The sequence below is a fragment of the Streptomyces camponoticapitis genome, from assembly GCF_014646115.1.
Taxonomy (GTDB): domain Bacteria; phylum Actinomycetota; class Actinomycetes; order Streptomycetales; family Streptomycetaceae; genus Streptomyces; species Streptomyces camponoticapitis.
Map to the genome: position 1 here is coordinate 152,536 of NZ_BMMV01000017.1, position 24,978 is coordinate 177,513.

Annotated in this window: 23 protein-coding genes; 17 read left to right on the top strand and 6 right to left on the bottom strand. The window is 72.3% G+C overall.

The annotated features are described in order from the left end of the window. The first annotated feature begins 10 nt into the window (after positions 1-10). Positions 11-838, top strand: coding sequence for an MIP/aquaporin family protein (locus tag IEY79_RS24425; RefSeq protein ID WP_373292612.1), 828 nt, complete (start codon positions 11-13; stop codon positions 836-838). Between the two features lie 17 nt (positions 839-855). Here IEY79_RS24425 and IEY79_RS24430 read toward each other — a convergent pair whose 3' ends face one another. The 3 genes from IEY79_RS24430 to xylB all read right to left on the bottom strand — a co-directional run bounded on the left by IEY79_RS24430 (position 856) and on the right by xylB (position 4,613). Further along, on the bottom strand, positions 856-1,764 hold the full coding sequence (locus IEY79_RS24430; protein ID WP_229701086.1) for an NAD-dependent epimerase/dehydratase family protein: 909 nt from the start codon (positions 1,762-1,764) through the stop codon (positions 856-858). A gap of 76 nt (positions 1,765-1,840) precedes the next feature. Then, positions 1,841-2,962 carry a hypothetical protein gene (locus IEY79_RS24435; RefSeq protein ID WP_189109727.1) on the bottom strand — a complete coding sequence of 374 codons (1,122 nt, stop codon included), beginning with the start codon at positions 2,960-2,962 and terminating at the stop codon, positions 1,841-1,843. 175 nt (positions 2,963-3,137) lie between these two features. After that, positions 3,138-4,613 carry a xylulokinase gene (gene xylB, locus IEY79_RS24440; protein WP_189109728.1) on the bottom strand — a complete coding sequence of 492 codons (1,476 nt, stop codon included), beginning with the start codon at positions 4,611-4,613 and terminating at the stop codon, positions 3,138-3,140. A 252-nt stretch (positions 4,614-4,865) separates the two neighbouring features. On the opposite strand from xylB, the gene xylA reads away from it, so the two are divergent. Further along, the gene (gene xylA / locus IEY79_RS24445; protein ID WP_189109729.1) at positions 4,866-6,035 is read left to right on the top strand and encodes a xylose isomerase; all 1,170 of its coding nucleotides are present in this window, start codon (positions 4,866-4,868) and stop codon (positions 6,033-6,035) included. A 271-nt stretch (positions 6,036-6,306) separates the two neighbouring features. Here xylA and IEY79_RS24450 read toward each other — a convergent pair whose 3' ends face one another. Further along, positions 6,307-7,545: an ROK family transcriptional regulator gene (locus IEY79_RS24450; RefSeq protein WP_189109730.1), complete on the bottom strand. Its 1,239-nt coding sequence runs from the start codon at positions 7,543-7,545 to the stop codon at positions 6,307-6,309. Positions 7,546-7,719: 174 nt separating this feature from the next. Here IEY79_RS24450 and IEY79_RS24455 point away from each other — a divergent pair, with 174 nt between their 5' ends. The 11 genes from IEY79_RS24455 to IEY79_RS24505 all read left to right on the top strand — a co-directional run bounded on the left by IEY79_RS24455 (position 7,720) and on the right by IEY79_RS24505 (position 20,931). Then, positions 7,720-9,909 carry a DUF8189 domain-containing protein gene (locus IEY79_RS24455; RefSeq protein ID WP_373292613.1) on the top strand — a complete coding sequence of 730 codons (2,190 nt, stop codon included), beginning with the start codon at positions 7,720-7,722 and terminating at the stop codon, positions 9,907-9,909. Positions 9,910-10,035: 126 nt separating this feature from the next. Then, positions 10,036-11,322 (top strand): ABC transporter substrate-binding protein, encoded by a 1,287-nt coding sequence (locus tag IEY79_RS24460; protein ID WP_189109731.1) that lies wholly within the window; start codon positions 10,036-10,038, stop codon positions 11,320-11,322. Between the two features lies 1 nt (position 11,323). Then, positions 11,324-12,271 (top strand): carbohydrate ABC transporter permease, encoded by a 948-nt coding sequence (locus IEY79_RS24465; protein WP_189109732.1) that lies wholly within the window; start codon positions 11,324-11,326, stop codon positions 12,269-12,271. Then, positions 12,271-13,125 carry a carbohydrate ABC transporter permease gene (locus IEY79_RS24470; RefSeq protein WP_189109733.1) on the top strand — a complete coding sequence of 285 codons (855 nt, stop codon included), beginning with the start codon at positions 12,271-12,273 and terminating at the stop codon, positions 13,123-13,125. The genes IEY79_RS24465 and IEY79_RS24470 overlap by 1 nt, the downstream gene beginning before the upstream one ends. Continuing rightward, a complete protein-coding gene (locus IEY79_RS24475; RefSeq protein WP_189109734.1) occupies positions 13,122-15,290 on the top strand; it encodes an alpha-galactosidase in 2,169 nt (722 codons plus the stop codon). The genes IEY79_RS24470 and IEY79_RS24475 overlap by 4 nt, the downstream gene beginning before the upstream one ends. Positions 15,291-15,360: 70 nt before the next feature. Continuing rightward, positions 15,361-16,122 (top strand): SDR family NAD(P)-dependent oxidoreductase, encoded by a 762-nt coding sequence (locus tag IEY79_RS24480; protein ID WP_189109735.1) that lies wholly within the window; start codon positions 15,361-15,363, stop codon positions 16,120-16,122. 85 nt (positions 16,123-16,207) lie between these two features. Further along, a complete protein-coding gene (locus tag IEY79_RS24485) occupies positions 16,208-16,981 on the top strand; it encodes a FadR/GntR family transcriptional regulator (RefSeq protein ID WP_189109736.1) in 774 nt (257 codons plus the stop codon). Then, on the top strand, positions 16,978-18,123 hold the full coding sequence (gene dgoD, locus IEY79_RS24490; RefSeq protein WP_189109737.1) for a galactonate dehydratase: 1,146 nt from the start codon (positions 16,978-16,980) through the stop codon (positions 18,121-18,123). Before IEY79_RS24485 ends, dgoD begins: the two co-directional genes overlap by 4 nt. Beyond that, complete coding sequence (locus tag IEY79_RS24495; protein ID WP_189109738.1) at positions 18,117-18,920, top strand: hypothetical protein; 804 nt, start codon at positions 18,117-18,119, stop codon at positions 18,918-18,920. Before dgoD ends, IEY79_RS24495 begins: the two co-directional genes overlap by 7 nt. 380 nt (positions 18,921-19,300) lie before the next feature. Further along, entirely contained in the window at positions 19,301-19,951 is a 651-nt protein-coding gene (locus tag IEY79_RS24500; RefSeq protein ID WP_189109739.1) for a bifunctional 4-hydroxy-2-oxoglutarate aldolase/2-dehydro-3-deoxy-phosphogluconate aldolase, read from the top strand. Beyond that, positions 19,948-20,931: a sugar kinase gene (locus IEY79_RS24505; RefSeq protein ID WP_268240602.1), complete on the top strand. Its 984-nt coding sequence runs from the start codon at positions 19,948-19,950 to the stop codon at positions 20,929-20,931. Before IEY79_RS24500 ends, IEY79_RS24505 begins: the two co-directional genes overlap by 4 nt. 40 nt (positions 20,932-20,971) lie before the next feature. Here the strand turns inward: IEY79_RS24505 and IEY79_RS24510 are convergent, their stop codons facing one another. Together IEY79_RS24510 and IEY79_RS24515 are read right to left on the bottom strand one after the other, a co-directional pair. Continuing rightward, a complete protein-coding gene (locus IEY79_RS24510) occupies positions 20,972-21,394 on the bottom strand; it encodes a hypothetical protein (protein WP_189109776.1) in 423 nt (140 codons plus the stop codon). Beyond that, positions 21,394-21,855: an ATP-binding protein gene (locus IEY79_RS24515; protein WP_189109740.1), complete on the bottom strand. Its 462-nt coding sequence runs from the start codon at positions 21,853-21,855 to the stop codon at positions 21,394-21,396. The genes IEY79_RS24510 and IEY79_RS24515 overlap by 1 nt, the downstream gene beginning before the upstream one ends. 200 nt (positions 21,856-22,055) lie before the next feature. On the opposite strand from IEY79_RS24515, the gene IEY79_RS24520 reads away from it, so the two are divergent. The 4 genes from IEY79_RS24520 (at position 22,056) to IEY79_RS24535 (ending at position 24,968) form a co-directional block, all read left to right on the top strand. After that, positions 22,056-22,916, top strand: a complete 861-nt coding sequence (locus tag IEY79_RS24520) for a Sco1979 family transcriptional regulator (protein WP_189109741.1) — start codon at positions 22,056-22,058, stop codon at positions 22,914-22,916. Next, on the top strand, positions 22,917-23,153 hold the full coding sequence (locus tag IEY79_RS24525; protein ID WP_078074169.1) for a DUF397 domain-containing protein: 237 nt from the start codon (positions 22,917-22,919) through the stop codon (positions 23,151-23,153). It abuts the gene before it with no gap. A 215-nt stretch (positions 23,154-23,368) separates the two neighbouring features. After that, positions 23,369-24,169 carry an SAM-dependent methyltransferase gene (locus tag IEY79_RS24530; protein WP_189109742.1) on the top strand — a complete coding sequence of 267 codons (801 nt, stop codon included), beginning with the start codon at positions 23,369-23,371 and terminating at the stop codon, positions 24,167-24,169. A 322-nt stretch (positions 24,170-24,491) separates the two neighbouring features. Beyond that, entirely contained in the window at positions 24,492-24,968 is a 477-nt protein-coding gene (locus tag IEY79_RS24535; protein ID WP_189109743.1) for a YchJ family protein, read from the top strand. The last annotated feature ends 10 nt before the right edge of the window (positions 24,969-24,978 follow it).

Here is a 24,978-nt window from a genome sequence, read left to right on the forward strand (position 1 = left end):
GGAGTTCATGGTGAGTGACCTTCCCGCTCTTCCCCGCCGGCTTCCCCTGGCGCGCGTCCTCGACGAGTACCTCCTCACCACCGTTCTGCTCTTCCTCACGGTGACGGTGGTGCGATGGCTGCGCGATCCGGGATCCGATCTCTTCATCGCCGATCTGGAGGTCGCGCTCGCCGTCATCGGCGTGATCAGCGGGGCGATCCTCACCGCCCTGATCCTCAGCCCACCCGGCCGGCGCAGCGGCGGCCACATGAACCCCTCCGTGACCGTGGCCCTGTGGCTGATGGACGCCTTCCCCGGCCGCAGCGTCGTCCCGTACGCCCTCGCCCAGCTCGCGGGCTCGGTCACCGGCACCGCGCTCGCCCGCCTGGTGTGGGGGTCGACGGTGTCGAACGCCTCCGTCTCGCACGCGGCGATCAGACCCGCCCCCACCTGGCGGGCCGCGGACGTCTTCCTCGCCGAGGCGGGAGCGATGATGGCGCTCATCCTCGTGGTCGGCGTCATCCTGGCCTACCCCCGTTACATCCGCACATTGCCCTATGTGATCGGAGGATCGGTCGCGCTGGTGATCGCGTTGCTGGGGCCCCGCAGCGGCGGCTCGATCAACCCGGCCCGCCAGTTCGGTCCGGCCGCGCTCTCCGGCCGGACCATGGACCTGTGGATCTATCTGGTCGTGCCCGTCCTGGGTGCCGTCATCGGCTCCGCCATCTACCACCTCTTCATCTGGCGGTTCAACGCCTGCCGGCCTCTCACCTACAAACTGGCGGGCGACCACAGCCGGGAGGATGAACCGGGCGACGCCGGCGCCGCCCGGCCGGCTGACGGCCCGCCTGTCCGGTGACGGCCGTGGGCCGGTCGTCAGGCGTCGTCCTCCGCGAAGCCGGAGCGCCAGGTCGGATGTTCGGGACGCCAGCCCCGTGAACGGGCCAGAGCGTTGGACGCTCCCCGCGCCCAGCTCGCGCCGCCCGTGGAGACCTCGGGTGCGGGTACGCCGAGGGCGTCCGCGAGGACGGGCAGCCACTCCCGCCCCCGCGCGGGCTCGTCGTCCACGATGTTGACGGGACCGGACGGCCAGTCGAGGGCCTGGACGGCCGCGCGAGCGCCGTCGGCGACATGAACGAACGAGTTGACGGAGTTGTCCGCCTCGACGCTGCCCAGGAACCGCGCGTCCGGATCACCGGAGAGGGCAGCGGCGACGGGGCCACCCGGCTCGTACCAGGTGCCGGGGCCGTACAGGACTCCGTACCGCAGCGACACCGCGGTCTGCACCTCGGCGGCCATCTCCTCCAGCGCCCGGATGCCCTCCACGATCGAGCCGCGCGGCTCCGCGGCGCCGAGGTCGAGCGGTTCGCCCTCGGTGGCCGGGCCGTTCCCGGGGGCGTACATCCAGGCCATCGACTGGACGGAGATCCTCCGTACGCCGGCGGCCTTGGCCGCGTCGACCAGGTTCCGGGTCCCTACCTCGCGCAGCCGGTTCGTCGCCTCCCCGTCCGCGCCCGACAGGTCGGTGAGCTGGTGGATCACCGCGTCCGGCGCCGCCGCCGCCATCACCTCGTGGAGGGCGTCCCGGTCGAAGACATCGACCTGGGCGGGTGACGCGCCCTGGTCTCTCACCCGTTCGGCGCCCGCGCGTGACCGGGACGTACCCGTCACCTGGTGACCCGCGTCCAGCAACAGCGGTACGAGCAGCCGGCCGACCGCGCCGGTGGCCCCCGCGACGAAGACATGCATGAATGTGTCCTTCCTCCGCTCGGTCTGAAGATCCATACGCAGTAGACCAGCGCGGAGGGCGGCATCCAGGAATAGAGGGGCCGGGCGGTCAGGGTGTCGTCGCGGACACCTCCTAGGAAGCGAGCCACAGGATCAGGACCACGATGATGACGATGACCGCCCCGGCCGCGATCAGGCGGCGTTTGAGCTGGTTCGACAGGGTCGGGACGACTTCGAGCCTCCGGGCGCCGGGGAAGACGTAGAAGACCCGGTTCGGTTCGTCCACCAGCTCCACCCGGGCCAGCGGGCAGGTTTCGAGAGTCACCCGCCGGGACAGCTCCACCGTCCCCCGGGCCAGGTGCTCCGACACGGCGGCGCGGTGTTCGTGGTCGACGCCGGCCGGTACCCCGCCGCCCGGCGGGATGTCGAGCTGCTGCCACCGGGCGGCGCCCGCCAGCCGGTCCCGGACCTTGTCGGGCCAGTCCGGCCTGGGCAGCGACAGGGACGCCTTCTCGTTCGCGTACTCGACCGTTCCCTCCACCCAGTGCGAGAGGCTGCCCCGGCCGCCGCACACCTCGTGCGTGCCGACGCCCCGCCCGGAGCAGCGCGCACACGACTCGTGGCCCCGGCCATCGCACTGCGGGCACCGGATCCTGCCCCGGCCCGAGCAGCGCGGGCAGGCGGCCTCGGCGGTGCCGCACACCGCGCAGGTGATCCGCTGCGCGCCGGGCGCCGTGGCGCGCGGACCGGCCGCGGCGGGGCGGGCCTTCGTCGTACGGCCGCCGCGCCGGCCCGTCGTCTCGCACTGCGAGCAGGGGGCGACGTCCAGACACACGTCGCACGCGGGCGGCTCGTTGCGGCACGAGCACGGGTGCCGCCCGCATCCGGAGCAACTGGCGCACTGCTGCGTCCCGCCGTCGCACGGGCAGGGCACCAGCCGGTAGGAGGCCGAGCGGATCAGGGTGAGCTTGCCGGGACCTTCGGGCGCCGGTAACGGGTGGTCCGCGATGGCGCCTTCGTAAAGAGGGAGCGCCGAGAGGTCCTCCGTACCGAAGGCCGTCCGCTGGGTCTCGGTGCGCCGCTCCGTGAAGCGGACGACGTCGCCGCGCACCAGTTGCCGTCGCTCGATGTCCCGGATCCGGACGAGGCTGGCCGCCCCGCCGCCGCCCCGGGCCATGTACGGGGCGAGCGCCTTGAGGATGTCCGCGTCGGGCAGATCGTCGGAGAGCGCGTCGTCTTTCGTTGCGTCGGACATGGGCGGGTCTCGTCCCTCCTCCGGCGCGCGGCGTCGCCGCGCAGACCGGCAGGGTAGGACTGTTCCCGACCTGCCATCAAGAGGGCCCCGGCGGCGTGCGCCGGCGGGGCGGGGGGAGTACGCCGACGTGTTCGCGTACGCCGGTGCCCCACCCGCCCCGCCGACCCCAGCCGCCCTACGAGAGCAGGCTCGGCGCCGCCCGGTCCAGCACCGAACCGACGCGCTCCCAGGTCTCCATGTCCCTTGCCACGGGCGGCAGTTCGGGGCCGTCGCCGGTCTTCCAGGACGCGGCGATCGCCACCGGGTCCTCGTCGGTCGCGGCCGACGCCGCCAGCGCCGCCGCGCCCAGGGCGACCAGCTCGCCGCTCTCCGGCACGATCACCGGGCGCCCGGAGAGGCGCCGTACGGTCTCCACCCACGTACGGCCCTGGGCGCCGCCGCCCACCAGCCGCAGCGGCCGGCCCGCCACCGCCGGGTCCGCCGGGTCGAGGCCGCAGGCGCGCAGGACCTCGTCGAGCGCGCGCAGGACCGTCACCGCCGCGCCCTCGTACGCCGCGCCCAGCAACTGCTGCGGTGTCGTGTCGTGCCGCAGGCCCGTCAGCAGACCGGAGGCGGTCGGCAGGTCGGGGGTGCGTTCCCCGTCGAGGTACGGCAGGAGGACCGCCTCCCCGCCGGGCGCCACGTCCTCGCGGTCCAGGCGCAGCAGCTCGGCGACCTTGTCGACGGCGAGCGTGCAGTTCAGGGTGCAGCCGAGCGGCAGGAATGTCCCGTCCGCCGCCGCGAACCCGGACAGCGCGGCCGAGGCGGGCCTGGTGCGCGTGGCGGCGAAGACCGTTCCCGATGTGCCGAGGCTCAGCACGGGGTGGTCCAGCAGCCCCGCGCCGCCGAGGCCGAGGCCGACGGCGGCGCTCATGTTGTCGCCGGTCCCGGCGGCCACCGCGATACCGGCCGGCAGCCCCAGCTGCTCGGCGGCCGAGGCGGTGAGCGAGCCGACGCGGACGGCGCCGGTCGGGGCGACGGTGGGCAGCATCGACTCGTCGAGGCCCACGAGCGCGAGCAGTTGGGGGTCGTACGCCCCGGTCTGCGTCGAGTACCAGCAGGTGCCCGACGCGTCGCCGGGGTCGGTGGCCGCCGTACCGGCGAGGCGTTCGGTGAGGAAGTCGTGGGGCAGCCGGACGGCCGCCGTCGCCTCGGCGGAGGCGGGGTCGTTCTCCCGGAGCCACTGCCACTTCGCCGCCGTCATCGAGGCGACCGGCACCGATCCGGTCCTGGCGGTCCACGCGTCCGGACCGCCCAGCGCCTCGGTGAGCGCGGCGGCCTGCGGGGCGGAGCGGGTGTCGTTCCACAGCAGGGCGGGGCGCAGGGGTTTCCCGGCGGCGTCGAGCACCACCAGGCCGTGCTGCTGGCCGGCGACCGCCAGGCCCGTGACGGCGGACGCCGGTACGCCCGACTCCTTCAGGCCCATGGCGACGGCCTCACACAGCGCCTGCCACCACACCTCGGGGTCGGTCTCCCGCGCCCCGGCCTCGCCCGTCACCCGGTGCGGGGCGCGCCCGACGGCGAGCAGCCGTCCGGTCGCCGCGTCGGTGAACGCCGCCTTGGTCGACTGCGTGGAACTGTCGACGCCGATGACCACCTGGCTGTGCGGCACGCTCGTACCTCTTCCTGGTTTCCGGGGCTTGCGACGGTATTTTGGCCGCAGGCCAACAAATTACGTGATGTTGTCGTGCATCCGGCAGGGATAAGTGTCATTTCCTTGCCCGAAGCGGTGTTCACCGCTCCGGGTGGGGTTGGGCGAACGCGGGGTCTTTTCCGTACCCACCCGGAGGTGCATTATTAGTCATGTCAGGAAACAAAAAGGTCTGCACCTGCCGGACCTGAGGTATCGAAGGCGGCCAGAGAAATGACGGAACGTTTCACTCCCACCCCCGCGGACAAGTTCAGCTTCGGTCTGTGGACGGTCGGCTGGCAAGGCAGGGACCCGTTCGGAGACGCGACGCGTCCGGCGCTCGATCCCACCGAGTCCGTACAGCACCTCGCCGAGCTGGGCGCGTACGGAGTGACCTTCCACGACGACGACCTGATCCCGTTCGGCTCGTCCGACGCCGAGCGCGAGGCGCACATCAAGCGCTTCCGGCAGGCGCTGGACACCACCGGGCTCGTCGTGCCGATGGTGACCACCAACCTCTTCACCCACCCCGTCTTCAAGGACGGCGGCTTCACGGCGAACGACCGCGACGTCCGCCGCTTCGCGCTGCGCAAGACCCTGCGCAACCTCGACCTGGCCGCCGAGCTGGGCGCGAAGAGGTTCGTCGCCTGGGGCGGCCGTGAGGGCGCGGAGTCCGGCGGGGCGAAGGACGTACGCCTCGCGCTCGACCGGATGAAGGAAGGCTTCGACCTGCTCGGCGAGTATGTCGTCTCGCAGGGATACGACATCAAGTTCGCCATCGAGCCCAAGCCGAACGAGCCGCGCGGGGACATCCTCCTGCCGACCGTCGGTCACGCGCTCGCCTTCATCGAGCGCTTGGAGCGTCCCGAGCTGTTCGGCGTCAACCCCGAGACCGGCCACGAGCAGATGGCCGGGCTCAACTTCCCGCACGCCATCGCGCAGGCCCTGTGGGCGGGCAAGCTCTTCCACATCGACCTCAACGGCCAGCACGGCACCCGGTACGACCAGGACCTGCGCTTCGGCGCCGGTGACCTGCGCGCCGCGTTCTGGCTGGTGGACCTGTTGGAGACGGCGGGCTGGGACGGCTCGCGGCACTTCGACTTCAAGCCGCCGCGCACCGAGGACTTCGACGGGGTGTGGGCGTCCGCCGCGGGCTGCATGCGCAACTACCTGATCCTCAAGGAGCGCGCCGCGTCGTTCCGCGCGGACCCGGAGGTCCAGGAGGCGCTGCGCGCCTCGCGCCTGGACGAGCTGGGGCAGCCGACCGCCGCCGACGGCGTGGCCGGCCTGCTGGCCGACCGTGGCGCGTACGAGGACTTCGACGTGGCGGCGGCGGCGAGCCGCGGCATGGCCTTCGAGCACCTCGACCAGCTGGCGATGGACCACCTGCTGGGTGCCCGCTGACCCCGCGCTGACCACCGAGTCCTGACACGACGGAGCACGCGGGGCGAGCCGGCCGCCGGCCCGCCCCGCGTGCGCGTGTTCGGGAACCGGCCACCTGACGGCGCGATTGGCGGAAGACGGCCCGAGCCGTGCGCGTGCGAGGGAGCCCACCTGCCCCCGCGGCGCGTCCGCGTGGGCGGCGTCGGTCTCCGCACGCCGTGGGCGCGGTGGCGCGTGCCCGCGCCTTCGGCCCGGCGCCCGCCGTCGACGCCCCACCCCCGCGCCCCTCGCGCTACGCGCTTGTGCGGTCCGCGTACGCCACCGGGTCCGCCAGCACCGCGCGGACCACCAGCGCCGCCGCGCCCCGCGCCGCGTCGCCCGCCGAGGATGACGCGCGTAGCCTGCCGCTGTCGTGCGGCCACAGGCCCGAGACCACCCGGCCGGTCAACTCGCCGTCGGCGGGCGGCGAGAGCCACGGCATCAGGCTCCGGTAGATCCCGCCCAGCACCACCGCGTCGGGGTCGAAGAGGTTCACCGCGCCCGACAGGACCCGCCCCAGCATCCGGCCGGCGTCACCGATGGCGGCGATCGCGCGCTCGTCGCCGCTCCTGGCCAGGGCCTCCAGCTCCACCACCCCCGGCACCCCGGCGTTCTCGTCGAGCCCCGCGCCGCGCAGGAGCGCCGACTGGCCCGCGTACTGCTCCAGGCAGCCCCGTGAACCGCACCTGCACAGCGGCCCGTCGGCGTCGACGACCACATGGCCGATCTCACCGGCGAACCCGTTGGCGCCGCGCAGCAGTTCACCGTCGAGCACCAGGGCGCCGCCGACACCGATCTCGCCGGACAGATAGAGGAAGCTGCGGATGCCGCCCAGGCCGCCGAACCAGAGCTCGGCGAGCGCCGCCAGATTGGCCTCGTTCTCCGAACGCACCGGCAGCGGCGGTGCGGTGGGCCCCGCCTCCGCCAGCGCCCGCGCGAACAGCTCCTCGGCGGGCACCTGGTTCCAGCCCAGGTTGGGCGCCTGGCGGACCGTACCCCCGGCGACGAGACCGGGCAGCGCGAGCTGCACCCCGACCGGCGACAGGCCCTGTTCGGCGGCCGAGTCGAGGGTGCGCGCGGCGATCCGGGCGCCCCGGGCGAGGACTTCGGCGGGCGCGGCGCCGCGATTGTCGAGGTGTTCGGTGAGGCGTACGCGGTCGGTGCCCGACAGGTCGACCACGCACACCGACACGTAGTCGATGTTGATCTCGACGCCGATGCCGGCCGGTCCGGCGCGCGTCACCTTCAGTACGGTGCCGGGCCGTCCCGCCTGCCCGCTGAACGTCTTGCCGGACTCGGAGAGGAATCCGCTGTCCAGCAACTGCTCGACCAGCGAGGACACCGCGGCCCGGGTCAGTCCGACCCGCGCCGCCACACCGGCCCTGGTCGCTTCGCCCTCGTCCCGTACGGCGCGCAGCACCAGGCTCAGATTGTGCCGGCGCACCGTCTCTTTGTCGGCCTTGGGACCGAGCGATGTGTGGTTGCTCTTCATGGTGCCGTCGAGCCTATGTGATCGGTATCCGGACGGATGGCCGGTCGCACGAGATCGTTGTCCCTTCCAGTCACTTGCCCGGTCACTTGTTTAAATTAATTAGTAATAATCGTTGACAGGGTCGGGCCGCGCGGCGACAGTCTTCGTCGTGACCCCAACCTTCGGGAGACATCAGTGACTTCGCATCGGGCCACGGTGGCCGCCGTCGTCGCCGCGCTTGTCGCGGTGGCCGTGCCCTCCGCGCAGGCGGCCGACGGCCGGGACGCCGTCCGGACCGCCGACCAGCAGACAGCAAAGACCGGGACCGGGACCGGGACCGTGGACCAGGGCGCGCCCGAGTACTACGACAGCGGGCTCGCCCCCACGCCCTACATGGGCTGGAACACCTACTACGGACTCGGCGCCCCCACCGAGGAGGAGGTCAGGTCGGTCGCCGACCACCTCGTCAGCAGCGGGCTCCGGGACTCCGGCTACGACATCGTCTGGCTGGACGGCGGCTGGCAGGCCGACAACCCCCGCGACAGCGAGGGCCGGCTCGCCGCGCACCCCGACCGCTTCCCGTCCGGTATCCCCGCCCTGGTGACGTATCTGCACAAGCGCGGGCTCAAGGCAGGCATCTACACCGACGCCGGGACCTACGACGGCGGCAAGAGCTGCGGGCTCGGCAGCCGGGGCCACTACACCGAGGACGCGCGGCAGTTCGCCGGCTGGAAGATCGACGCCATCAAGGTCGACTTCCTCTGCGGGATCTCCGAGAAGATCGACCCGGGGCCCGCCTTCAAGGAGTTCAGCGACGCTGTCGCCAAGTCCGGCCGCCCGATGCTGCTCAACCTCTGCAACCCGCTGACCGACGACTGGGGCATCCCGCACACCCCCGAGCAGGACGCGCACAACACCTATGTCTACGGCCCGCGCACCGGTGACTCCTGGCGCACCGGCACCGACGTCGCCTTCGGCACCCCCTCCGCCGGCCAGTGGGCCAACGTCCTGCGCAACATGGACGCCAACGCCTGGCACCCCGAGGCCCAGGGACCGGGGCACTACAACGACCCCGACTACCTCATCCCCATGCGCAAGCTGGAGGACGGCTCGTACGAGCTGACCGAGGAGGAGTCCACCACCCAGCTTGTCATGTGGGCCGTGATGGGCTCGCCGCTGGTCATGGGCTCCGACCCGCGCACCCTGCCGCAGTCGATGATCGACACCCTCACCAACCCGGAGATCATCGCCGTCGACCAGGACCCGCTCGCCATCCAGGGCGTACGCGTCGCCACCGACTCCACCGGCGACGTCTACAGCAAGACCCTCAAGGGCGCGGGCAAGCGTGCCGTCGTCCTCCTCAACCGCTCGGACAAGGCGGCAAGTCGGACCGTGACCTTCGCGGACGCCGGACTGACCGGCGACGTGTCCGTACGGGACGTACGCGCCCGCGCCGACCGGGGCACGCACAACGGCTCGTACACCGTCGACGTCCCCGCGCACGGCACCGCCTTCCTCACCCTGCGCGGCCAGGACGACGCGCCCGGCGCCTCGCTCGGCACGCGTTCCACCGCGAGCCCCGCCCTCGTACGCGACGGCGACCGGCTGACCGCCTTCACCAGGGGCACGGACGGTTCGCTGCGGCAGCAGAGCGGACGTGACGGCCACTGGTCGTCCCGTACGACCGACCTCGGCGGCCCGACGGGCGGCCGGATCCTCGGCCAGCCCGCGGCCTACGCCTCCGCCGACGAGCCCGGCCGGATCGACGTCTTCGTCCGCGGCACCGACGACGCCGCCTACACGCGCGCCTTCGCCGGCGGACGGTGGGGACGCTGGCAGAAGCTCGGCGGGAATCTCGCCGACGCGCCGTCCGTCGCCTTCGAGGGCGCCGGCGACTGGACGCTCCTCGCCCATGACGAGGACGGACAGATCCGGGCGCGCGGCCCGCGCTCCGGCTGGACCTCGCTGGGCGCGCCCGAGAACCGGACCGTGTACGGACGGCCGTCCGCCGTCGTCGACGAGGCGGGCCGGACCCATGTGGCGATACGCACCGCCGAGGACGCGGTGTGGTCGCGGGTGCGGGACACGGCGGGCACCTGGTCGCCGTGGACGTCGCTGGGCGGGACCGTCAGCGGCAGCCCGACCCTGGTCGCGGTCGACGGCGGTGTGCGGCTGTACGCACGGGCCGGCGACTACACGCTCTGGCAGCGCGCGTACGGCGCCGAGGGCGGCACCTGGGGTGACTGGTCGGCGCGCCCGGAGTTCGTGAGCGGCGTCTTCGACGGCGCGCTCGGCGCGACCGCCGGGCCCGGCGGCACCGTGCTCACCGCCTTCCGGGGAGTCGACGGCCGCGTCCACCAGACGTCCGTCCCGGCCGGCTCGTAACCACGCACTCCCAGGGGGCCGGCCGCGACACGACACCGGCCGGCCCCCGTACCACCCACCGGCACCGACAGCCCCCCGACGCTCGCACCACCACTCAACCCGCACCGTCCGACAGGGAGTTCACCCATGACCACCCCACCACCCGGCCGCCGTCAGTTCCTCGCCGGCACCGGCGCCGTCGGCGCCGCCGCGCTGCTGAGCGGCTGCGTCACCTCGGGATCGACCGGCAAGAGCGAGTCGGGCGGCGACGTCACCCTCCAGTCCAACCTCTCCGCGCCGCAGGCGAAGACCGCCATGCAGAAGGTCGTCGACGACTTCGGCAAGCAGGGCGGCGGGAAGGCGAAGCTCAACACCGTCGCCGCCGAGACCTTCCGCACCCAGCTGCCGACCTACCTCACCTCCGCCAACCCGCCGGACCTCTACACCTGGTACCCCGGCTCGGTCGCCGAGTCGTACGCGTCGAAGGACCTGCTCCTGGACGTCAGCGACATCTGGACCAAGCCCGAACTGACCGGCTACTCCGCGGCGTTGCAGAAGCTCTGCACCTCCGCCGCGGGCAAGAAGGTCTTCGTCCCCACCACCTACTACTGGTGGGGCGTCTTCTACCGGAAGTCGAACTTCGCCAAGTGGGGCGTCCAGGAGCCCAAGACCTGGGACGAGTTCCTGGACCTCTGCGACACCCTCAAGGGCAAGGGAGTCGCGCCGATCGGTCTCGGCGCCGGCGGCAACACCCCCTGGGTGGCGTCCTCCTGGTTCGACTACCTGAACATCCGGATCAACGGGGCCACCTACCACCGTGAACTCCTCGCCGGCAAGCACCGGTTCGACGACCCCGAGGTCCGCAAGGTCTTCGACCGGTGGGGCGAGGCACTGCCGTACTTCGACCCGAACAGCACCGCCCTGCCCTTCCAGGACGCCACCACCGCCCTGCTCCAGGGCCGCACGGGGATGATGCTGATAGGCACCTTCTTCGCCGACTCCGTCCCCAAGGACCAGGTGGAGGACCTCGACTTCTTCCGCTTCCCCGTCATCGACCCGAAGGTCCCGGTCGCCGAAGAGGCCCCCACCGACGGCTACTTCGCCAGCGCCCGCACCAGCCGCGAGGCCGAGGTCAAGGAGCTCATGCGGTACCTCGCCACCGCGGAGTCCCAGGAGATCTACCTCAAGAACTCCTCCGGCACCGCGCTGCCGACCAACCCGGACGCCAAGGACAGCGGGACCGCCCTGGTGAAGAAGGGCCGTGCGCTGATCGAGGGCGCCGCCGAACTCACCCAGTACTTCAACCGCGACTCCAGCGACGCCCTCCAGCCGCCCGCCGACGCCGCGCTCACCCGCTTCCTCGCCAAGCCCAAGGAGATCGGCTCCATCCTCACCACCTGGCAGCGCGATTCGCAGAAAATCTGGGGCCGCTGAGATGGCGGCGGTCGTCACCGGCAGTCCGCCGAAGGAGCGGGAACAGCCGACGGCGAAGGAGGACAAGGGGCGCCGGCGCAAACGGTCGACCCGTGTCCCGCCCGTGGTGCTCGCCTTCGTCCTCGTGCCCCTCCTCGCCGAGGCGTTCTGGGTGTTCTGGCCGGCGGTCCAGGGCTTCTACCTCTCCCTGACCGAATGGGACGGTGTCTCCGCGCCGCGCTTCATCGGCCTCGGCAACTTCCGCGAGATGCTGCACGACGACATCTTCCGCACCGCCGTGCTCGACACCGTCCTGTGGCTGCTGCTCTTCGGCGGGCTCTCCGCGCTCCTCGGCCTCGGCGCCGCCCTGCTCCTCCAGCAGGAGCGCCGCGGCGTCGGCTTCTACCGGGCCGCGCTCTTCCTGCCCGTCGTGTTCTCCCTCGTCGCCACCGCACTGGTGTGGCAGGCGATGTACCAGCCGGACGGCCTGATCAACCAGGTCCTGGAAAGCATCGGTCTCGGCAGTCTCACCCGCGCCTGGCTCGCCGACCAGGACACCGCCCTGTACGCCGTGATCGTGCCCGCGCTCTGGCGTCAGATCGGCTACGTGATGATCCTCTACATCGCCGGCCTCAAGGGCATCGACCCGGTGCTCTACGAGGCGTCGAAGGTCGACGGCGCGAGCCGCTGGCAGCGGTTCCGGCACATCACCCTGCCGCAGCTGCGCAGCGTCAACGCCGTCGTCCTGTCGGTCATCGTCATCGACTCGCTGCGCTCGTTCGACGTCGTGTGGGCCCTCACCCGTGGCGGCCCGTACCACTCGTCGGAGCTGCTCTCCACGTACATGTACTCCACCGCCTTCCAGTCGCTGCGACTGGGATACGGCTCCGCCCTCGCGGTCGTGATCTTCGTGCTGGCCTTCGGTGTCATCGCCTCGTACCTCGTCCGCGCCTTCCGGGAGGCCGACTGATGTCCGCCACCTCAGGCTCCACCACGGCCACCCGCCGCAAGCTGGCGACCGCCGGGTTCCATCTCGGCGCCGGCGCCCTGTCCGTGCTGTGGCTGCTGCCCATCGCGCTCGTGCTGGTCACCAGCGTCCGCTCGTTCGACGACATCGCCGCCAACGGGCTCGGCAGCCTGCCGCACTCCTTCACCCTCGACGGCTTCAGCCAGGCCTGGGTCGACGGCGGTCAGCAGCGGGCCCTGATCAACAGCATGCTCGTCACCGTGCCGACGGTGCTCATCACCCTGGCGCTCGCGTCGATGGCCGCCTTCGCCCTCAGCAGGTACGAACTGCCGCTGCGCCGCACGCTGTTGCTGCTGATGCTCGGCGGGAATCTGCTGCCGCCGCAGATCCTGCTCATCCCGGTGTCCCGTATCAGCGAGACGCTCGGCCTCTACGACACGCTGTACGCGCTCATCGGTGTACAGATCGGCTTCGGTGTCGGCTTCTACGTCTTCGTCCTCTACGGGTTCATGCGGTCGCTCCCCGCCGAGATCCAGCAGGCGGCGGTGATCGACGGGGCGAGCCCCTGGCAGATCTACTGGCGCATCGTGCTGCCGCTGACCAAACCCGCGCTCGCGGCGCTGAGCGCCCTGTCCTTCACCTGGATCTTCAACGATCTGCTGTGGGCCATCACCGTGCTGAGGACCGACAGCCAGATGCCGATCACCGCGTCACTGATCGGGCTCCAGGGTCAGTATGTGTCCATGTGGAATGTGATCGCGGCGGGCTCCGTCATCGCGGCGGCCCCGACCGTCGCCGTGTTCCTCCGGTTCCAGCGCCACTTCGTGGCCGGGCTCAATCTGGGAGCGGTCAAATGACCCCGCACGACGCCCCGCGCTCCGGCGCGTCCCGCCCGCCGTGGGTGCTGCGCACCGCGAACACCGTGTACGCCGTCACCCTCTCCCCGGACGAGGGGTGGGCGGAACTGGCCGCCTGGGGTCCGCACGGTGCCGAGCAGGGCCCCTCCCCGCTCGACTGGTCGCGCCGTACGCACTTCATCACCCCCGCCGACGCGGCGCCCGCCGAGTACATCCCTTACGGGCCGAGGCCGTTCACCGGCGCCGACCTGGTCGCCCAGCGCCCCGGCGAGGAGCGCGGTGTGTGGTGGCGCTTCACCGGCGCGACCGCCGACGGCGAGCACACGCTCCGTCTCGTCTTCACCGACGAGACCCTCGGACTGACCACGGCTCTGTGCTACGAGACGGTGCCCGGCACCGATGTGATCCTCCGCTGGACCGAGCTGACCTGCACCGGCGATGCCGAAGTGCGCCTGGAACGCTTCGACTCGGCCGCCGTGAACATCCCCGTCACCGACACCGCTCGGCTCACCTGTCTGACCGGCCAGTGGTCCCAGGAGTTCACCCGGACCCAGCTCGAACTCACCCGTGGGCGCTTCGAGTTGGCCAGCACCCAGGCCGTCCCGGGCCACGCGTACGCGCCGTGGCTCGCGGTCCAGGACGCGGCGGAACCGGCCGAGGGCGCCACCCCCACCTACGGCATCGCCCTTGAATGGTCCGGCAGTTGGCGCATCAGCGCCGACGCCGAGCCCGGCGGCGCGGTGCGCGTACGGGCCGGGCGGCTGCCCCACGAGAGCGCGGTGCGTCTCGCGCCGGGCGCCACGCTCACCACGCCACGACTGGCCTGCGCGTTCAGCCCGGACGGGCTCGAAGGGCTCGCCCGCGTCTGGCACCGCTACGAACGCCGGCTCTCCGGTGAGCGGCTGCACCGGTCGCGCCCGGTGCTCTACAACTCCTGGGAGGCCACCGGCTTCGACGTCGAGGCGGGCGGCCAGCTGGCGCTCGCGCGCGCCGCCGCCGGCATCGGCGCCGAACTGTTCGTCGTCGACGACGGCTGGTTCACCGGCCGGAGAGACGACACCGGCGGTCTCGGCGACTGGTATCCCGACCCGGCCAAGTTCCCCGGCGGATTCGACCGGTTCATCTCCCAAGTGCGTGAGCTGGGGCTGGACTTCGGGCTCTGGGTGGAGCCGGAGGCGGTCAGCCCCGGGTCCGCCCTGCACGCCGAACACCCCGAGTGGGTCTACCGCGTCGAGGGCCGCCCGGTCACCCTCGTACGCAACCAGCTCCTGCTCGACCTCGGCCGCACCGACGTCCAGGACTTCGTCATCGCCACCCTGGACCGGCTGCTCGGCACGTACGCGATTCGTTACCTCAAGTGGGACATGAACCGCCCGCCCACCGAACGCGGGCGGCCGGGCGGCGGCCCCGTGGAGAGCCAGGACCTCGACGCCGCGCACGTCGCCGGCTACCTCCGGGTACTCGACCATCTGCGGAGCGCGCACCCGCACGTCACCGTCGAGGGCTGCGCGGGCGGCGGCGGCAGGATCGACCACGCCACGCTGGCCCGCACCGACGTCGTCTGGCCCAGCGACAACACCGCCCCGCTCGACCGCCTCACGATCCAGTACGGCTATCTGCACGCGCACGCCCCGCACACCATGAGCTCGTGGGTGACGGACGCGCCCGGCGTCTTCGACCCCCGGCCCCGCTCGCTCGCCTTCCGCTTCGTCAGCTCCATGTGCGGCGTCCTCGGCATCGGGGCCGACATCCTGAAGTGGACGGACGAGCAGCGTGCCGAGGCCGCCCACTGGGTCGCCCGCTACAAGGAGATCCGCGACGTCGTCCACCACGGTGAGATCCGGCTGCTGAACTCGCCCGCCGACCCGACCTGCGGAGTGCAGTACGACGAAGACGCCCAAGGCGCCGGCGCGCGCACCGTCGTGACCGCCTGGAACACCGGCCCCCTCGACGGCGCGCCGCTCGTGCCGGGACGCCCCGCCCGGCTGCGGCTACGGGGTCTCGACCCGGCGGCCCGCTACCGGGACCAGGCCTCCGGCACGGTGTACGGCGGCGGGTATCTCCTGCACTCGGGGCTGCCCTTCCACTGGAGCGCCGACCACGACGCCGAACTGGTGGTGCTGACCCGGGTGGGCCCCGGCGGACCGCCGGCCGGGGTCTCATGATCCGCCACGTCACTACAGTCGCCCAGGACGCCGGAAGGCCGCCCCGCACCCGGAGGAGTCGAACCGCCGCATGAACCACGCACCAGCCCGCTTCCACGACCGCGTCGCCGTGGTCACCGGAGCCGCGTCGGGCATCGGGGCCGCCGCCGCCTCTCGGCTCGCCGCCGAGGGCGCCGCCGTGATCCTCGCCGACATCGACACGCCGCACGGCGAGGCCGTCGCCGCCGCAATCCGCGACAAGGGGGGCCGCGCCGACTTCGTAAGGGCGGACGTCGCCGAGCAGGAAGACTGGGACCGCGTCGTGGCCGCCGCCCACCGCCACGGCCCCGTCGGCGTTCTCGTCAGCAACGCCTACACCGTCGACGTCGCCCCCGCGCACGAGATGACCGCCGCCTCCTGGGAACGCCAGCTCGCCGTCAACCTCACCGGCGGCTTCCTCGGGTTCCGCGCCGTCCTGCCCGATCTCCGCGCGCACCACGGCGCCGTGGTGCTGACGTCGTCCGTCCACGCGCACATGGGCATCCCCGGCCACCCCGCCTACGCGGCGAGCAAGGGTGCGCTGCTCTCGCTCTGCGGGCAGCTCGCCGTCGAGTACGGGCCGGAGGTACGGGTCAACGCCGTACTGCCGGGCCCGATCCTCACCGCCGCGTGGGACCGGGTGACGGAGGAGGACCGTGCGCTCAGCGTCGAGGGCACGGCCGCGCGCCGCTTCGGCACCCCCGAGGAGGTCGCGGCGGCCATCGCCTTCCTGGCTGCCGACGAGGCCTCCTACATCACCGGATCGAGTCTGCTCGTGGACGGCGGATGGAGTGTCGTGAAGGCCTCGGCCTAGCCGGGCCCGCCCGGACGGCTCCGGGCGGGCCCGGCCGTACGACCACCGCCGCTCACGAACGACCAGCAGAAAGGCAGAACGACACATGACGCCGTACGCGCGCCGCGGAGTGCACGGCCAGACCGTGGAGACTCTCGCGCGCCGAGTGCTCAGCGGCGAGATCCCCGAGGGAGCCACCCTCGATCTCGTGGAACTGCAGCGCGAGTTGGACGTCAGCCTGACCGCCCTGCGCGAGTCGCTGAAGGTGCTCGCCGCCAAGGGGATGGTCGACGCGCGGCAGCGCCGGGGGACGTTCGTCAGGTCCCGCGCGGACTGGAACCTCCTCGACGCCGACGTCCTGCGCTGGCAGTTCGCCGAAGGGACCAGCGCCGGCGCGGACCTGGCACTGCTGCGCAACCTCGGCGAGGTGCGCGGCATCATCGAACCGGCCGCCGTCCGGCTCGCGGCCGAGCGGCGCACCGACGCCGATCTCGCCGCGCTGGAGGCCGCGTTGACGGAGATGGGGGAGGGGGACGGCGGTGCCGCGCACGCGGTCGAGGCCGACCTCGCCTTCCATCGCGCGCTGCTCGCGGCGACCCACAACGAACTGCTGACACGCATGGAGATGGTCATCGAGTCCGGGCTCGCCCACCGCGACCGGATCGTGCACTCCTCGCCGCACGGCGAGGATCCCGTGCCGAGCCACCGCGCCGTCCTGGACGCCGTACGCGCCCAGGACCCGGACGCCGCCCAGCAGGCCATGCGCGCCCTGCTCGACCAGGCCGTCCGCGACCTCGACAAGGTCCACGGCACCGGCGGAACGGCCGACCCGGCCGGTCCGGCCGCCGCTCCCGAGACGAAAGGCTCCGAGGCGAAGTGAAGATAGTTCGCGTGGAGACGTTCCTCGTCCCGCCCCGCTGGCTGTTCTGCCGTATCGAGACGGACGAAGGCACCGTCGGCTGGGGCGAGCCCGTCGTCGAGGGCCGGGCGGAGGTCGTACGGGCGGCCGTCGACGTCCTCGCCGAATACCTCGTCGGCCAGGACCCGCTGCGGATCCAGGACCACTGGCAGGTCATGACCAAGGGCGGCTTCTACCGGGGCGGCCCGGTCCTCTCCAGCGCCGTCGCCGGTGTCGACCAGGCACTGTGGGACATCGCCGGCAAGACCTACGGCGCGCCCGTGCACGCCCTGCTCGGCGGCCCTGTCCGCGACCGGGTGAGGGTGTACGCGTGGGTCGGCGGCGACGAACCCGACCGGCTCACCGAGGAGGTCGCCGCACAGGTCGAGGCCGGCTTCACCGCGGTGAAGATGAACGCCGCCGGGCGTACGTCCCCGATCTCCAGCCCCGCCGAGACCGCCGCCGTGGTCGAACGCGTGGTGGCGGCCCGCGCGGTCCTCGGCCCGCACCGGGACGTCGCCGTCGACTTCCACGGCCGCTTCAGCCCGGCCGGCGCCCGCCGCGTGCTGTCCGAACTCGCCCCGCTCCACCCGCTGTTCGTGGAGGAGCCGCTGCTGCCGGAGCACGGGCATCTGCTGGCCGGGCTGGTCGAGTCCAGCCCCGTGCCCATCGCGACCGGTGAACGGCTCTACGGGCGCGCCGAGTTCCTGCCCGCGCTCGCCGCGGGCATCGCGGTCGCCCAGCCCGACCTCTCGCACGCCGGCGGCATATCGGAGGTGCACCGCATCGCCTCCCTCGCCGACACCTACGGCGCGCAGCTCGCACCGCACTGCCCGCTCGGCCCGATCGCGCTGGCCGCCAGCCTCCAAGTCGCCTTCTGCACCCCGAACTTCCTCATCCAGGAGCAGAGCAGGGGCCTGCACTACAACAAGGACGCCGACCTGCTGTCGTACGTCGTGGACACGGAACCGTTCCGCTTCGTCGACGGCCACGCCGTCCGGACCGATCTGCCGGGGCTCGGCGTCACGGTCGACGAGAACGCCGTACGCGCCGCCGACCGCACCGGACACGCCTGGCGCAACCCCGTCTGGCGCCACGACGACGGCTCGTTCGCCGAATGGTGAGCGAACCGCCGTCCGTCACCACCGACCCGGCACACGGCGGACGCTGGACGTCGCTGCGCGCGGGCGGCCGGGAGTGGCTGTGGCGGCGCGACGAGCCGAGGCGTCCCCTCGTCGCGCCGGGTGACGCCTTCGCCGACGCGGGGGGACTGGAGGAGTGCGTCCCCACGGTGCGCGGCACACCCGACCACGGCGACGCGTGGTCCCGGCCCTGGCGCCCCGACGGTGACGGTGACGGTGCGAGCGTCGACTGCCCGGACTTCCGCCTCACGCGCCGCATCCGTACGGAGGGCGACACCCTCCTCGCCGACTACCGGCTGACGGCCGCCCCCGGCTACCGCTTCCTCTGGGCCGCCCACGCGCTCCTCGACGTGTCGCCGCGCGCCACCCTCGGCATCCGGCACGGCACGCCCACCCGGCTCTACCCGGACGACGGGGCCGACTGGCGGGCGGGCGGCTGGCCACTGGCCGACGGTGTGTCACTCGACCGGCTCGGCCCCGACGACGGCACGGCCGTGGGCGCCGTCGTCGCCACACCGGAGGTGTCGTTGCGGGACGGGCGGGACACGTTGCGCCTGGCGGTCGAGGCCCCGGGACAGCCCGTCTCCGTCGCGCTCTGGCGCAACCTCGGCGGCTTCCCGGCCGGCGCCCCGTACCGCTCCATCGGTGTCGAGCCGATGCTGGGCCGGGTCTTCGACCTCGCGGCGGCTGGCGAGAGCGATGCCGCGCGGGTCCCCGCGTCGGGCGAGGTCCGCTGGCGCCTCACGATCAGCGCGGGCGCCGACGAGCCCGCCCCATGAACGAGCCGCCCCCCTGCGGGCCACCGTGACGGCGGGGTTCGCGCCCCCCGTCACGGACGGGCCATTCCCCCGCCGCCGGGCGAGACCACCGGCCCGTGGCCGGGGCCGGTACCCGGCCCGCTGGACGGGCCTACCCTCGCCGTCCGGCGGCCACCGGCCTGTGGCCGGGGCCAGTACCCGGGCCCCGACCACGGGTCTACCCTCGCCGTCCGGCGGCCACCGGCCCCTGGTCGGGGCCATTACCCGGCCCGCTGCTCGGGCCTACCCTCGCCCACCGGCCGCGCCGGGCCGGGAGCCCCGGGCCCCGGAGGCCCACGTAGCCTCGACCGTCCGAAAATCGCATACGAGCACCCACCGCACACACGAGAAGGAACCCGACCGTGGATCTGCCGGCCGCCCTGCGCGCCCACCGACTCGTCGCCATCGTGCGCGGCGACGACCCCGACGCGGCGCTCGGAACCGTACTCACGCTGATCGAGGAGGGCGTCGCTCTCGTCGAGGTCTCGCTCACCGGGCGGGACGCGCTTGACGTCATCGCGCAGGCCCGCGCCGCGCTCGGACCCGACGCGCCGCTCGGCGCGGGCACCGTCCTGACCGCCGGGGACGCCCACGCCGTGCACCGGGCGGGCGCGGACTTCGTCGTCACACCCGCCGTCTGCGAAGGCGTCGACGCCGCGCGGGGGCTTCAACTGCCGGTGCTCGCCGGGGTGATGACACCCACCGAGATCGTGGCGGCGCTGCGCGCCGGAGCCTGCGCAGTGAAGATCTTCCCCGCGGCCCAGGCGGGCGGGCCCGCGTATCTGCGCGCGCTCCAAGGCCCCTTCCCCGACGTCCCGTTCGTGCCCGTCGGGGGCGTCGACGCCACGGCCGCCGCCGCGTATCTGGAAGCCGGAGCGCTCGCGGTCGGCGTCGGATCGCCTCTCGTGGGCACCGCGGCCGACTCACCGGCCGGAGCCGGTCACGACGGTCTGCGCTCCCGCGCCCGCGCCTTCCTCGACGTCGTACGTGCCGTGGGTCAGGACGCCGCGTGAGTACGGCCCTGCCGCCGCGCCCCGGTCCGGTCGTCTGTATCGGCGAGACGATGGCCGCGCTGGCGCCCGACCCGGCCGCCCCGCTCGACACCGCGGAGCTGCTGCGGCTCGACGTCGCGGGCGCCGAGTCCAACGTGGCGATGTATCTGGCGGACCACGGCGTGCCGGCCCGGTGGGTGTCCGCGCTGGGCGACGACCCCTTCGGACGGCGCGTCAGGGAGCGGATCGCCGCGTCGGGCGTCGACGTCTCCGGCGTACGGACCGATCCGGCGCGCCCCACCGGCCTGCTGGTCAAGAACCCGGGCACGGAGGCGACGAGCGTCCACTACTACCGCACCGGATCGGCGGCCTCCGCCCTTGGACCACCGGCCCTGGACGACCCGGCCGTACGCGATGCCGCGCTCGTCCATCTTACCGGGATCACCCCCGCGCTCTCGGCGTCCTGCCGCGCGCTGGTCGAACGGGCGCTGCGTCCGCGGCGGCCGTACGCCGTCAGCTTCGACGTGAATCACCGCCCCGCGCTCTGGGGCGACGAGCCGGCGGCCGACGTCCTGCTGCCGCTCGCGGCCCGCGCGGACCTCGTGCTGGTGGGACTGGACGAGGCGCAGGCGCTCTGGGCCGAGGCGTTGGGCGACGATGCCGGCCCCGACGCGGTCCGCGAGCTGCTGCCGCAGCCGCGCGTCCTGGTGGTCAAGGACGGCGCGCGGGCGGCCACCGCGTACATCGGCCCGGACACGTACACCGTGCGGGCACCGAAGGTGAGGGTGGTCGAACCGGTCGGTGCGGGCGACGCGTTCGCCGGGGGCTTCCTGGCGGGTCTGCTGCGCTACGACGATCCCGTACGCGCCCTGCGCCTGGGCCATCTGACGGCGGCCTCCGCCCTGGGCGTCCTGGCCGACCACGGTCCGCTGCTCCCGGCTCGGCGAACTCACGAGCTGCTGGCGGCCGACGAGGCGGCCTGGAACAGGCTCTCCTTGTAAGGCCGCACCGGACCCGCCCTCCGTAAGAAGAAGGCGGCTCTCAGCCGTGCTGCCGCACCGGGATCTCCGCCTGCGGCCGCGCGTCCCACGTAGGCGTCGTCCCGGCGAGCTGGCAGATCATCAGATAGAAGGGGATCGGCGGGGTGTACGGCGTGGGGGCGTCCGGCCAGTGGATGAGCCGGGGGTGCGCGGCCGGGACCCGGGTCCCGGAGACGTAGAGCGCGGGCCGCGGCCAGTCGAGTTCGAGGTCCGAGCCGGCGGGGACGATCCACCACCACCAGTCGGTGTCGGCGAAGACGCAGCCGGTGCTGGGCAGCCTGCCCATCAGCCGGAACCCGTGCCTCGCGGGGACGCCCACCGCGTCGCACCCGAGCGAGGCGGGCAGGGTCGGCGGCAGCGGCAGGTGCGCGAAGGCGCTCCCCTCGTCACGCAGGCCGCGGGCGAACCGGCGTACCGCGTCCATCAACATGGCTGCCCCGCCTCATGTGGCAGCTCTGCCCAGACGACACGCCCGGCGCCGTAACCGGACGTGTCGTGTGTTCCCCAGCAGCTGCTCATCGCGTCCACAAGAAGGAGCCCCCGGCCGCCCTCGTCGTCGGACGCGCGGTGCAGCTGCGGACCCATGGGGCCGAACCCCTGGTCCTCGACGGCTATGCGCAGCCGGCCGTTTTCTTCGCGCAGTTCACAGATGACGTGGTCGCCGGGGGCGTGGACGACGGCGTTCGTGACGAGCTCCGAAATGATCAGGATCGCCGTCTCCAGCGTCTCGTCCGTGGTGCCCCAGCGGCCGAGCCGCTCACGGGTGAGCTGTCTGGCGCGGCAGACCGACTCGGCGTGGGCCGGAAGTGCGAATCCGTAGCGTCGGACAACGTTGCCAGGGCACACGGTCATAAGCGGGGGGGTGAGCGCGTTACCAGGTGCCACGACCGATTCCTAACGGTGGGGAAGCAGCACCGTGCGAAACCTCCGGGCGGAGCACGACAACTGCAAGAGCTGGTTCACCGAACTACTCTCCACCCGTGCGGGACACTTGGCAAGTAGCACTGTGAATTTTTCAGAGTGCCGTGTTCTTCCTGGCGAGGGCATGGCACACTGCTGGGAACCGTGCATGGGGAGGTTCCAAAGTGAGTGAACCGCGGTCTGCCCCGACCGTGGGACAGGTCGTACTCGGCAGGCGTCTGATGGATCTGCGCGAGAGAGCCGGCCTGAAACGCGAGGAAGCCGCGAAGCTTCTCCGGGTGGCGGCGGCCACTGTCCGCAGGATGGAGACCGCCGAGGTCACGCTCAAAGTCCCCTACGTGCAGGTACTCCTGCGTGCTTACGGAGTCGGCGACGAGGAAGCCGCGGTCTTCGTCGAGCTGACCGAGGAGGCGAACAGGCCCGGCTGGTGGCAGCGGTTCCACGACATCCTGCCGGACTGGTTCAGCATGTACGTCAGTCTGGAAGGCGCCGCCTCCCTTATCAGGGCGTACGAACCGCACTTTGTACCAGGGCTGCTCCAGACGGAGGGGTACGCCCTGTCGGTCATGCACGCCGGCGCGGTGGGGCAGGTCCAGCCGGAGGCCATCGACCGGCATGTGGCACTGCGAATGCAGCGCCAGTCCCTGCTCACCAGGTCGGACGCACCCAAATTGTGGGTGATCATGGATGAGACGGTGCTTCGCCGTCCCGTCGGTACGCCGGAGATCATGCGCGAGCAGATCGACCGGCTCGTCGACGCGTCCGAGATGGCCAATGTGACCCTTCAGATCGCGGAGTTCTCCTCCGGACACCACCCCGGAACGTACGGGCCGTTCGTGCTCTTCCGTTTCGCCATGCCCGAACTGCCCGACATGATCTACAGCGAGTACCTGACCGGCGCCGTCTATCTCGACGCGCGTCCTGAGGTGGCGACCCACCTCGAGGTCATGGACCGTATGGCGGCTCAGGCTGCAACTGCACAACGCACGAAGGAGATCCTCAAGGATGTCCGCAAGGAGCTGTGAATGGATCCGATATACAACGGCATGCCCGCCACCGACCTCGGCGCCGAAGGCTGGCACAAGCCGTGGAGCGGCGGCAACGGCGGCAACTGCATCGAGGCCATGAAGCTGGCCGACGGCAGAGTCGCCGTGCGCCAGTCCAACGACCCTGACGGCCCCGCGCTGATCTACACCCACGGCGAGATCGCCGCGTTCATCCAAGGCGCCAAGTCCGGCCAGGCCGACTTCCTGCTGACCTGACGTGACCGACGTGACCGACGTGATCGACGAGATCGACGAGATCGACGTGCTGTGATCCGACGTGATTCGACCTCAGGCGACGGGGACCGTCCGTCCTGATCGGCCGGATCCCGCCTGTTACGAGCCGATCAGGCCTGATCGGATCTGAACTCACCTGTTCCTTGCCGCTAGTTCCGACGGCACCCGCCGACGACGCTGAGACTCATGGAGTGCACATGACCGGGCATGACGCCATTGACACCAGCAGGCCGCACCCTGCCCGGATGTACGACTGGTTCCTCGGCGGCAAGGACAACTATCCGGTCGACGAGGAGATGGCCCGGCAGCTCCTCCAGCTGAACCCGCTCGGCCGGGAGATGGCCAAGTCCAACCGCGCGTTCATGCACCGGGCCACCCGCTGGCTCGGGGCGGACGCGGGCGTGCGCCAGTACCTGGACATCGGTACGGGCATTCCGACCGAGCCCAACCTGCACCAGATAGCGCAGGAGGTCGCCCCCGACTCCCGCGTCGTCTACACCGACAACGACCCCATCGTTCTGCGCCACGCCGAGGCGCTGCTGCGCAGCAGCGCCGAGGGCCTGACCGAGTACGTCCAGGCCGACGCGCGGGAACCCGACGAGATCGTCGAACAGGCCGGGCGGATCCTGGACTTCGAGAAGCCGGTCGCCCTGTCGCTGATCGCGCTGCTCCACTTCGTCCCGGACGAGGACGGCGCGTACGAGCTGGTCCAGAAGCTGCTGGAACCGCTGGCCTCCGGCAGCTATCTCGTGATCTCCCACACCACGGGCGACTTCGACCCGGAGAACTCGAAGAAGGCCCAGGAGCTGTACAAGGCCAAGGGCGTGCCGCTCGCGCTGCGCTCGCGCGAGGAGGTCGGCCGGTTCTTCGACGGGCTTGAGCTGGTCGAGCCCGGTGTCTCGATGGTCGCCGAGTGGCACCCGGAGCTGGGCGAGGTCGTGCCTGTCCCGGACGGCGGGATCATCGCCGGCTACGTGGGCGTGGCCCGCAAGCCCTGACGCGCGCGGCGCCCGCTTGAACAGGCGAAACAGCGAGAATCAGGACTCACACGGTCCGGACCGACGGGGGTCCGGGCGGGCAGGAGCCTCGGCGCCGCGGCACTCTCGGGGGGTGCGGCGGCGCCGAGGCGTTTCCGGGAACGGCGTCCCGTCCCGGTCCCCAACGCCCGTAGAAAGCGCTTGTGGGCCGCGTTCAGGCGCCGAGAGGACCCCAGGGGCCGACGAGGCGAGAGAGAGCCCCGGCGGCCGTCCAGCGGCCCTCTGAACGCCTTCTCGGCCCTCCCCGGACTCGGGGCAGCCCGCGGCCGGGCACAATATGCGGATGTCCCGACGCCCCAAGCGCCCCACTCGCGGCTCATCGACCAGGCGGACCCCGTCGAGCACCGGAACGGACGCGAGAGCAAGCGCCACCCGAGACGACTCCCCGTGCCTCTGCGGTCTGCCCGCCTCCTACGGAGAGTGCTGCGGCCGCTTCCACTCCGGCACCGCCGCCGCCCCCACCGCCGAGCGGCTGATGCGCTCCCGCTACAGCGCTTTCGCCGTGAATAACGAGCCCTATCTGCTGAGCAGTTGGCACCCCGCCACCCGCCCCTCGCGGGTCGGCCTCGACCCGGCGATGCGCTGGGCGGGGCTGGAGATCCTGGCCTCCACGGAGGGCAGCGCCTTCCACACCACGGGCACCGTCACCTTCCGCGCCCGCTACACCCGCCGCGGCGAGGAGGGCGCGCTGCACGAGCGGAGCCGCTTCGAGCGGTACGAGGGCGCCTGGGTCTACGTCGAGGGGTCCCTCGTGGAGTAGCCGGGCCGGG

Coding starts and splice junctions, on each gene's coding strand:
- IEY79_RS24535 (WP_189109743.1), top strand. CDS start 24,492: ATGTCCCGACGCCCCAAGCGCCCCACTCGCGGCTCATCGACCAGGCGG.
- IEY79_RS24430 (WP_229701086.1), bottom strand. CDS start 1,764: ATGGATCTTCAGACCGAGCGGAGGAAGGACACATTCATGCATGTCTTC.
- IEY79_RS24495 (WP_189109738.1), top strand. CDS start 18,117: ATGGTGAGCGAACCGCCGTCCGTCACCACCGACCCGGCACACGGCGGA.
- IEY79_RS24510 (WP_189109776.1), bottom strand. CDS start 21,394: ATGGACGCGGTACGCCGGTTCGCCCGCGGCCTGCGTGACGAGGGGAGC.
- IEY79_RS24450 (WP_189109730.1), bottom strand. CDS start 7,545: ATGAAGAGCAACCACACATCGCTCGGTCCCAAGGCCGACAAAGAGACG.
- IEY79_RS24470 (WP_189109733.1), top strand. CDS start 12,271: ATGTCCGCCACCTCAGGCTCCACCACGGCCACCCGCCGCAAGCTGGCG.
- IEY79_RS24460 (WP_189109731.1), top strand. CDS start 10,036: ATGACCACCCCACCACCCGGCCGCCGTCAGTTCCTCGCCGGCACCGGC.
- IEY79_RS24485 (WP_189109736.1), top strand. CDS start 16,208: ATGACGCCGTACGCGCGCCGCGGAGTGCACGGCCAGACCGTGGAGACT.
- xylA (WP_189109729.1), top strand. CDS start 4,866: ATGACGGAACGTTTCACTCCCACCCCCGCGGACAAGTTCAGCTTCGGT.
- IEY79_RS24530 (WP_189109742.1), top strand. CDS start 23,369: ATGACCGGGCATGACGCCATTGACACCAGCAGGCCGCACCCTGCCCGG.
- IEY79_RS24465 (WP_189109732.1), top strand. CDS start 11,324: ATGGCGGCGGTCGTCACCGGCAGTCCGCCGAAGGAGCGGGAACAGCCG.
- IEY79_RS24525 (WP_078074169.1), top strand. CDS start 22,917: ATGGATCCGATATACAACGGCATGCCCGCCACCGACCTCGGCGCCGAA.
- IEY79_RS24480 (WP_189109735.1), top strand. CDS start 15,361: ATGAACCACGCACCAGCCCGCTTCCACGACCGCGTCGCCGTGGTCACC.
- IEY79_RS24435 (WP_189109727.1), bottom strand. CDS start 2,962: ATGTCCGACGCAACGAAAGACGACGCGCTCTCCGACGATCTGCCCGAC.
- IEY79_RS24475 (WP_189109734.1), top strand. CDS start 13,122: ATGACCCCGCACGACGCCCCGCGCTCCGGCGCGTCCCGCCCGCCGTGG.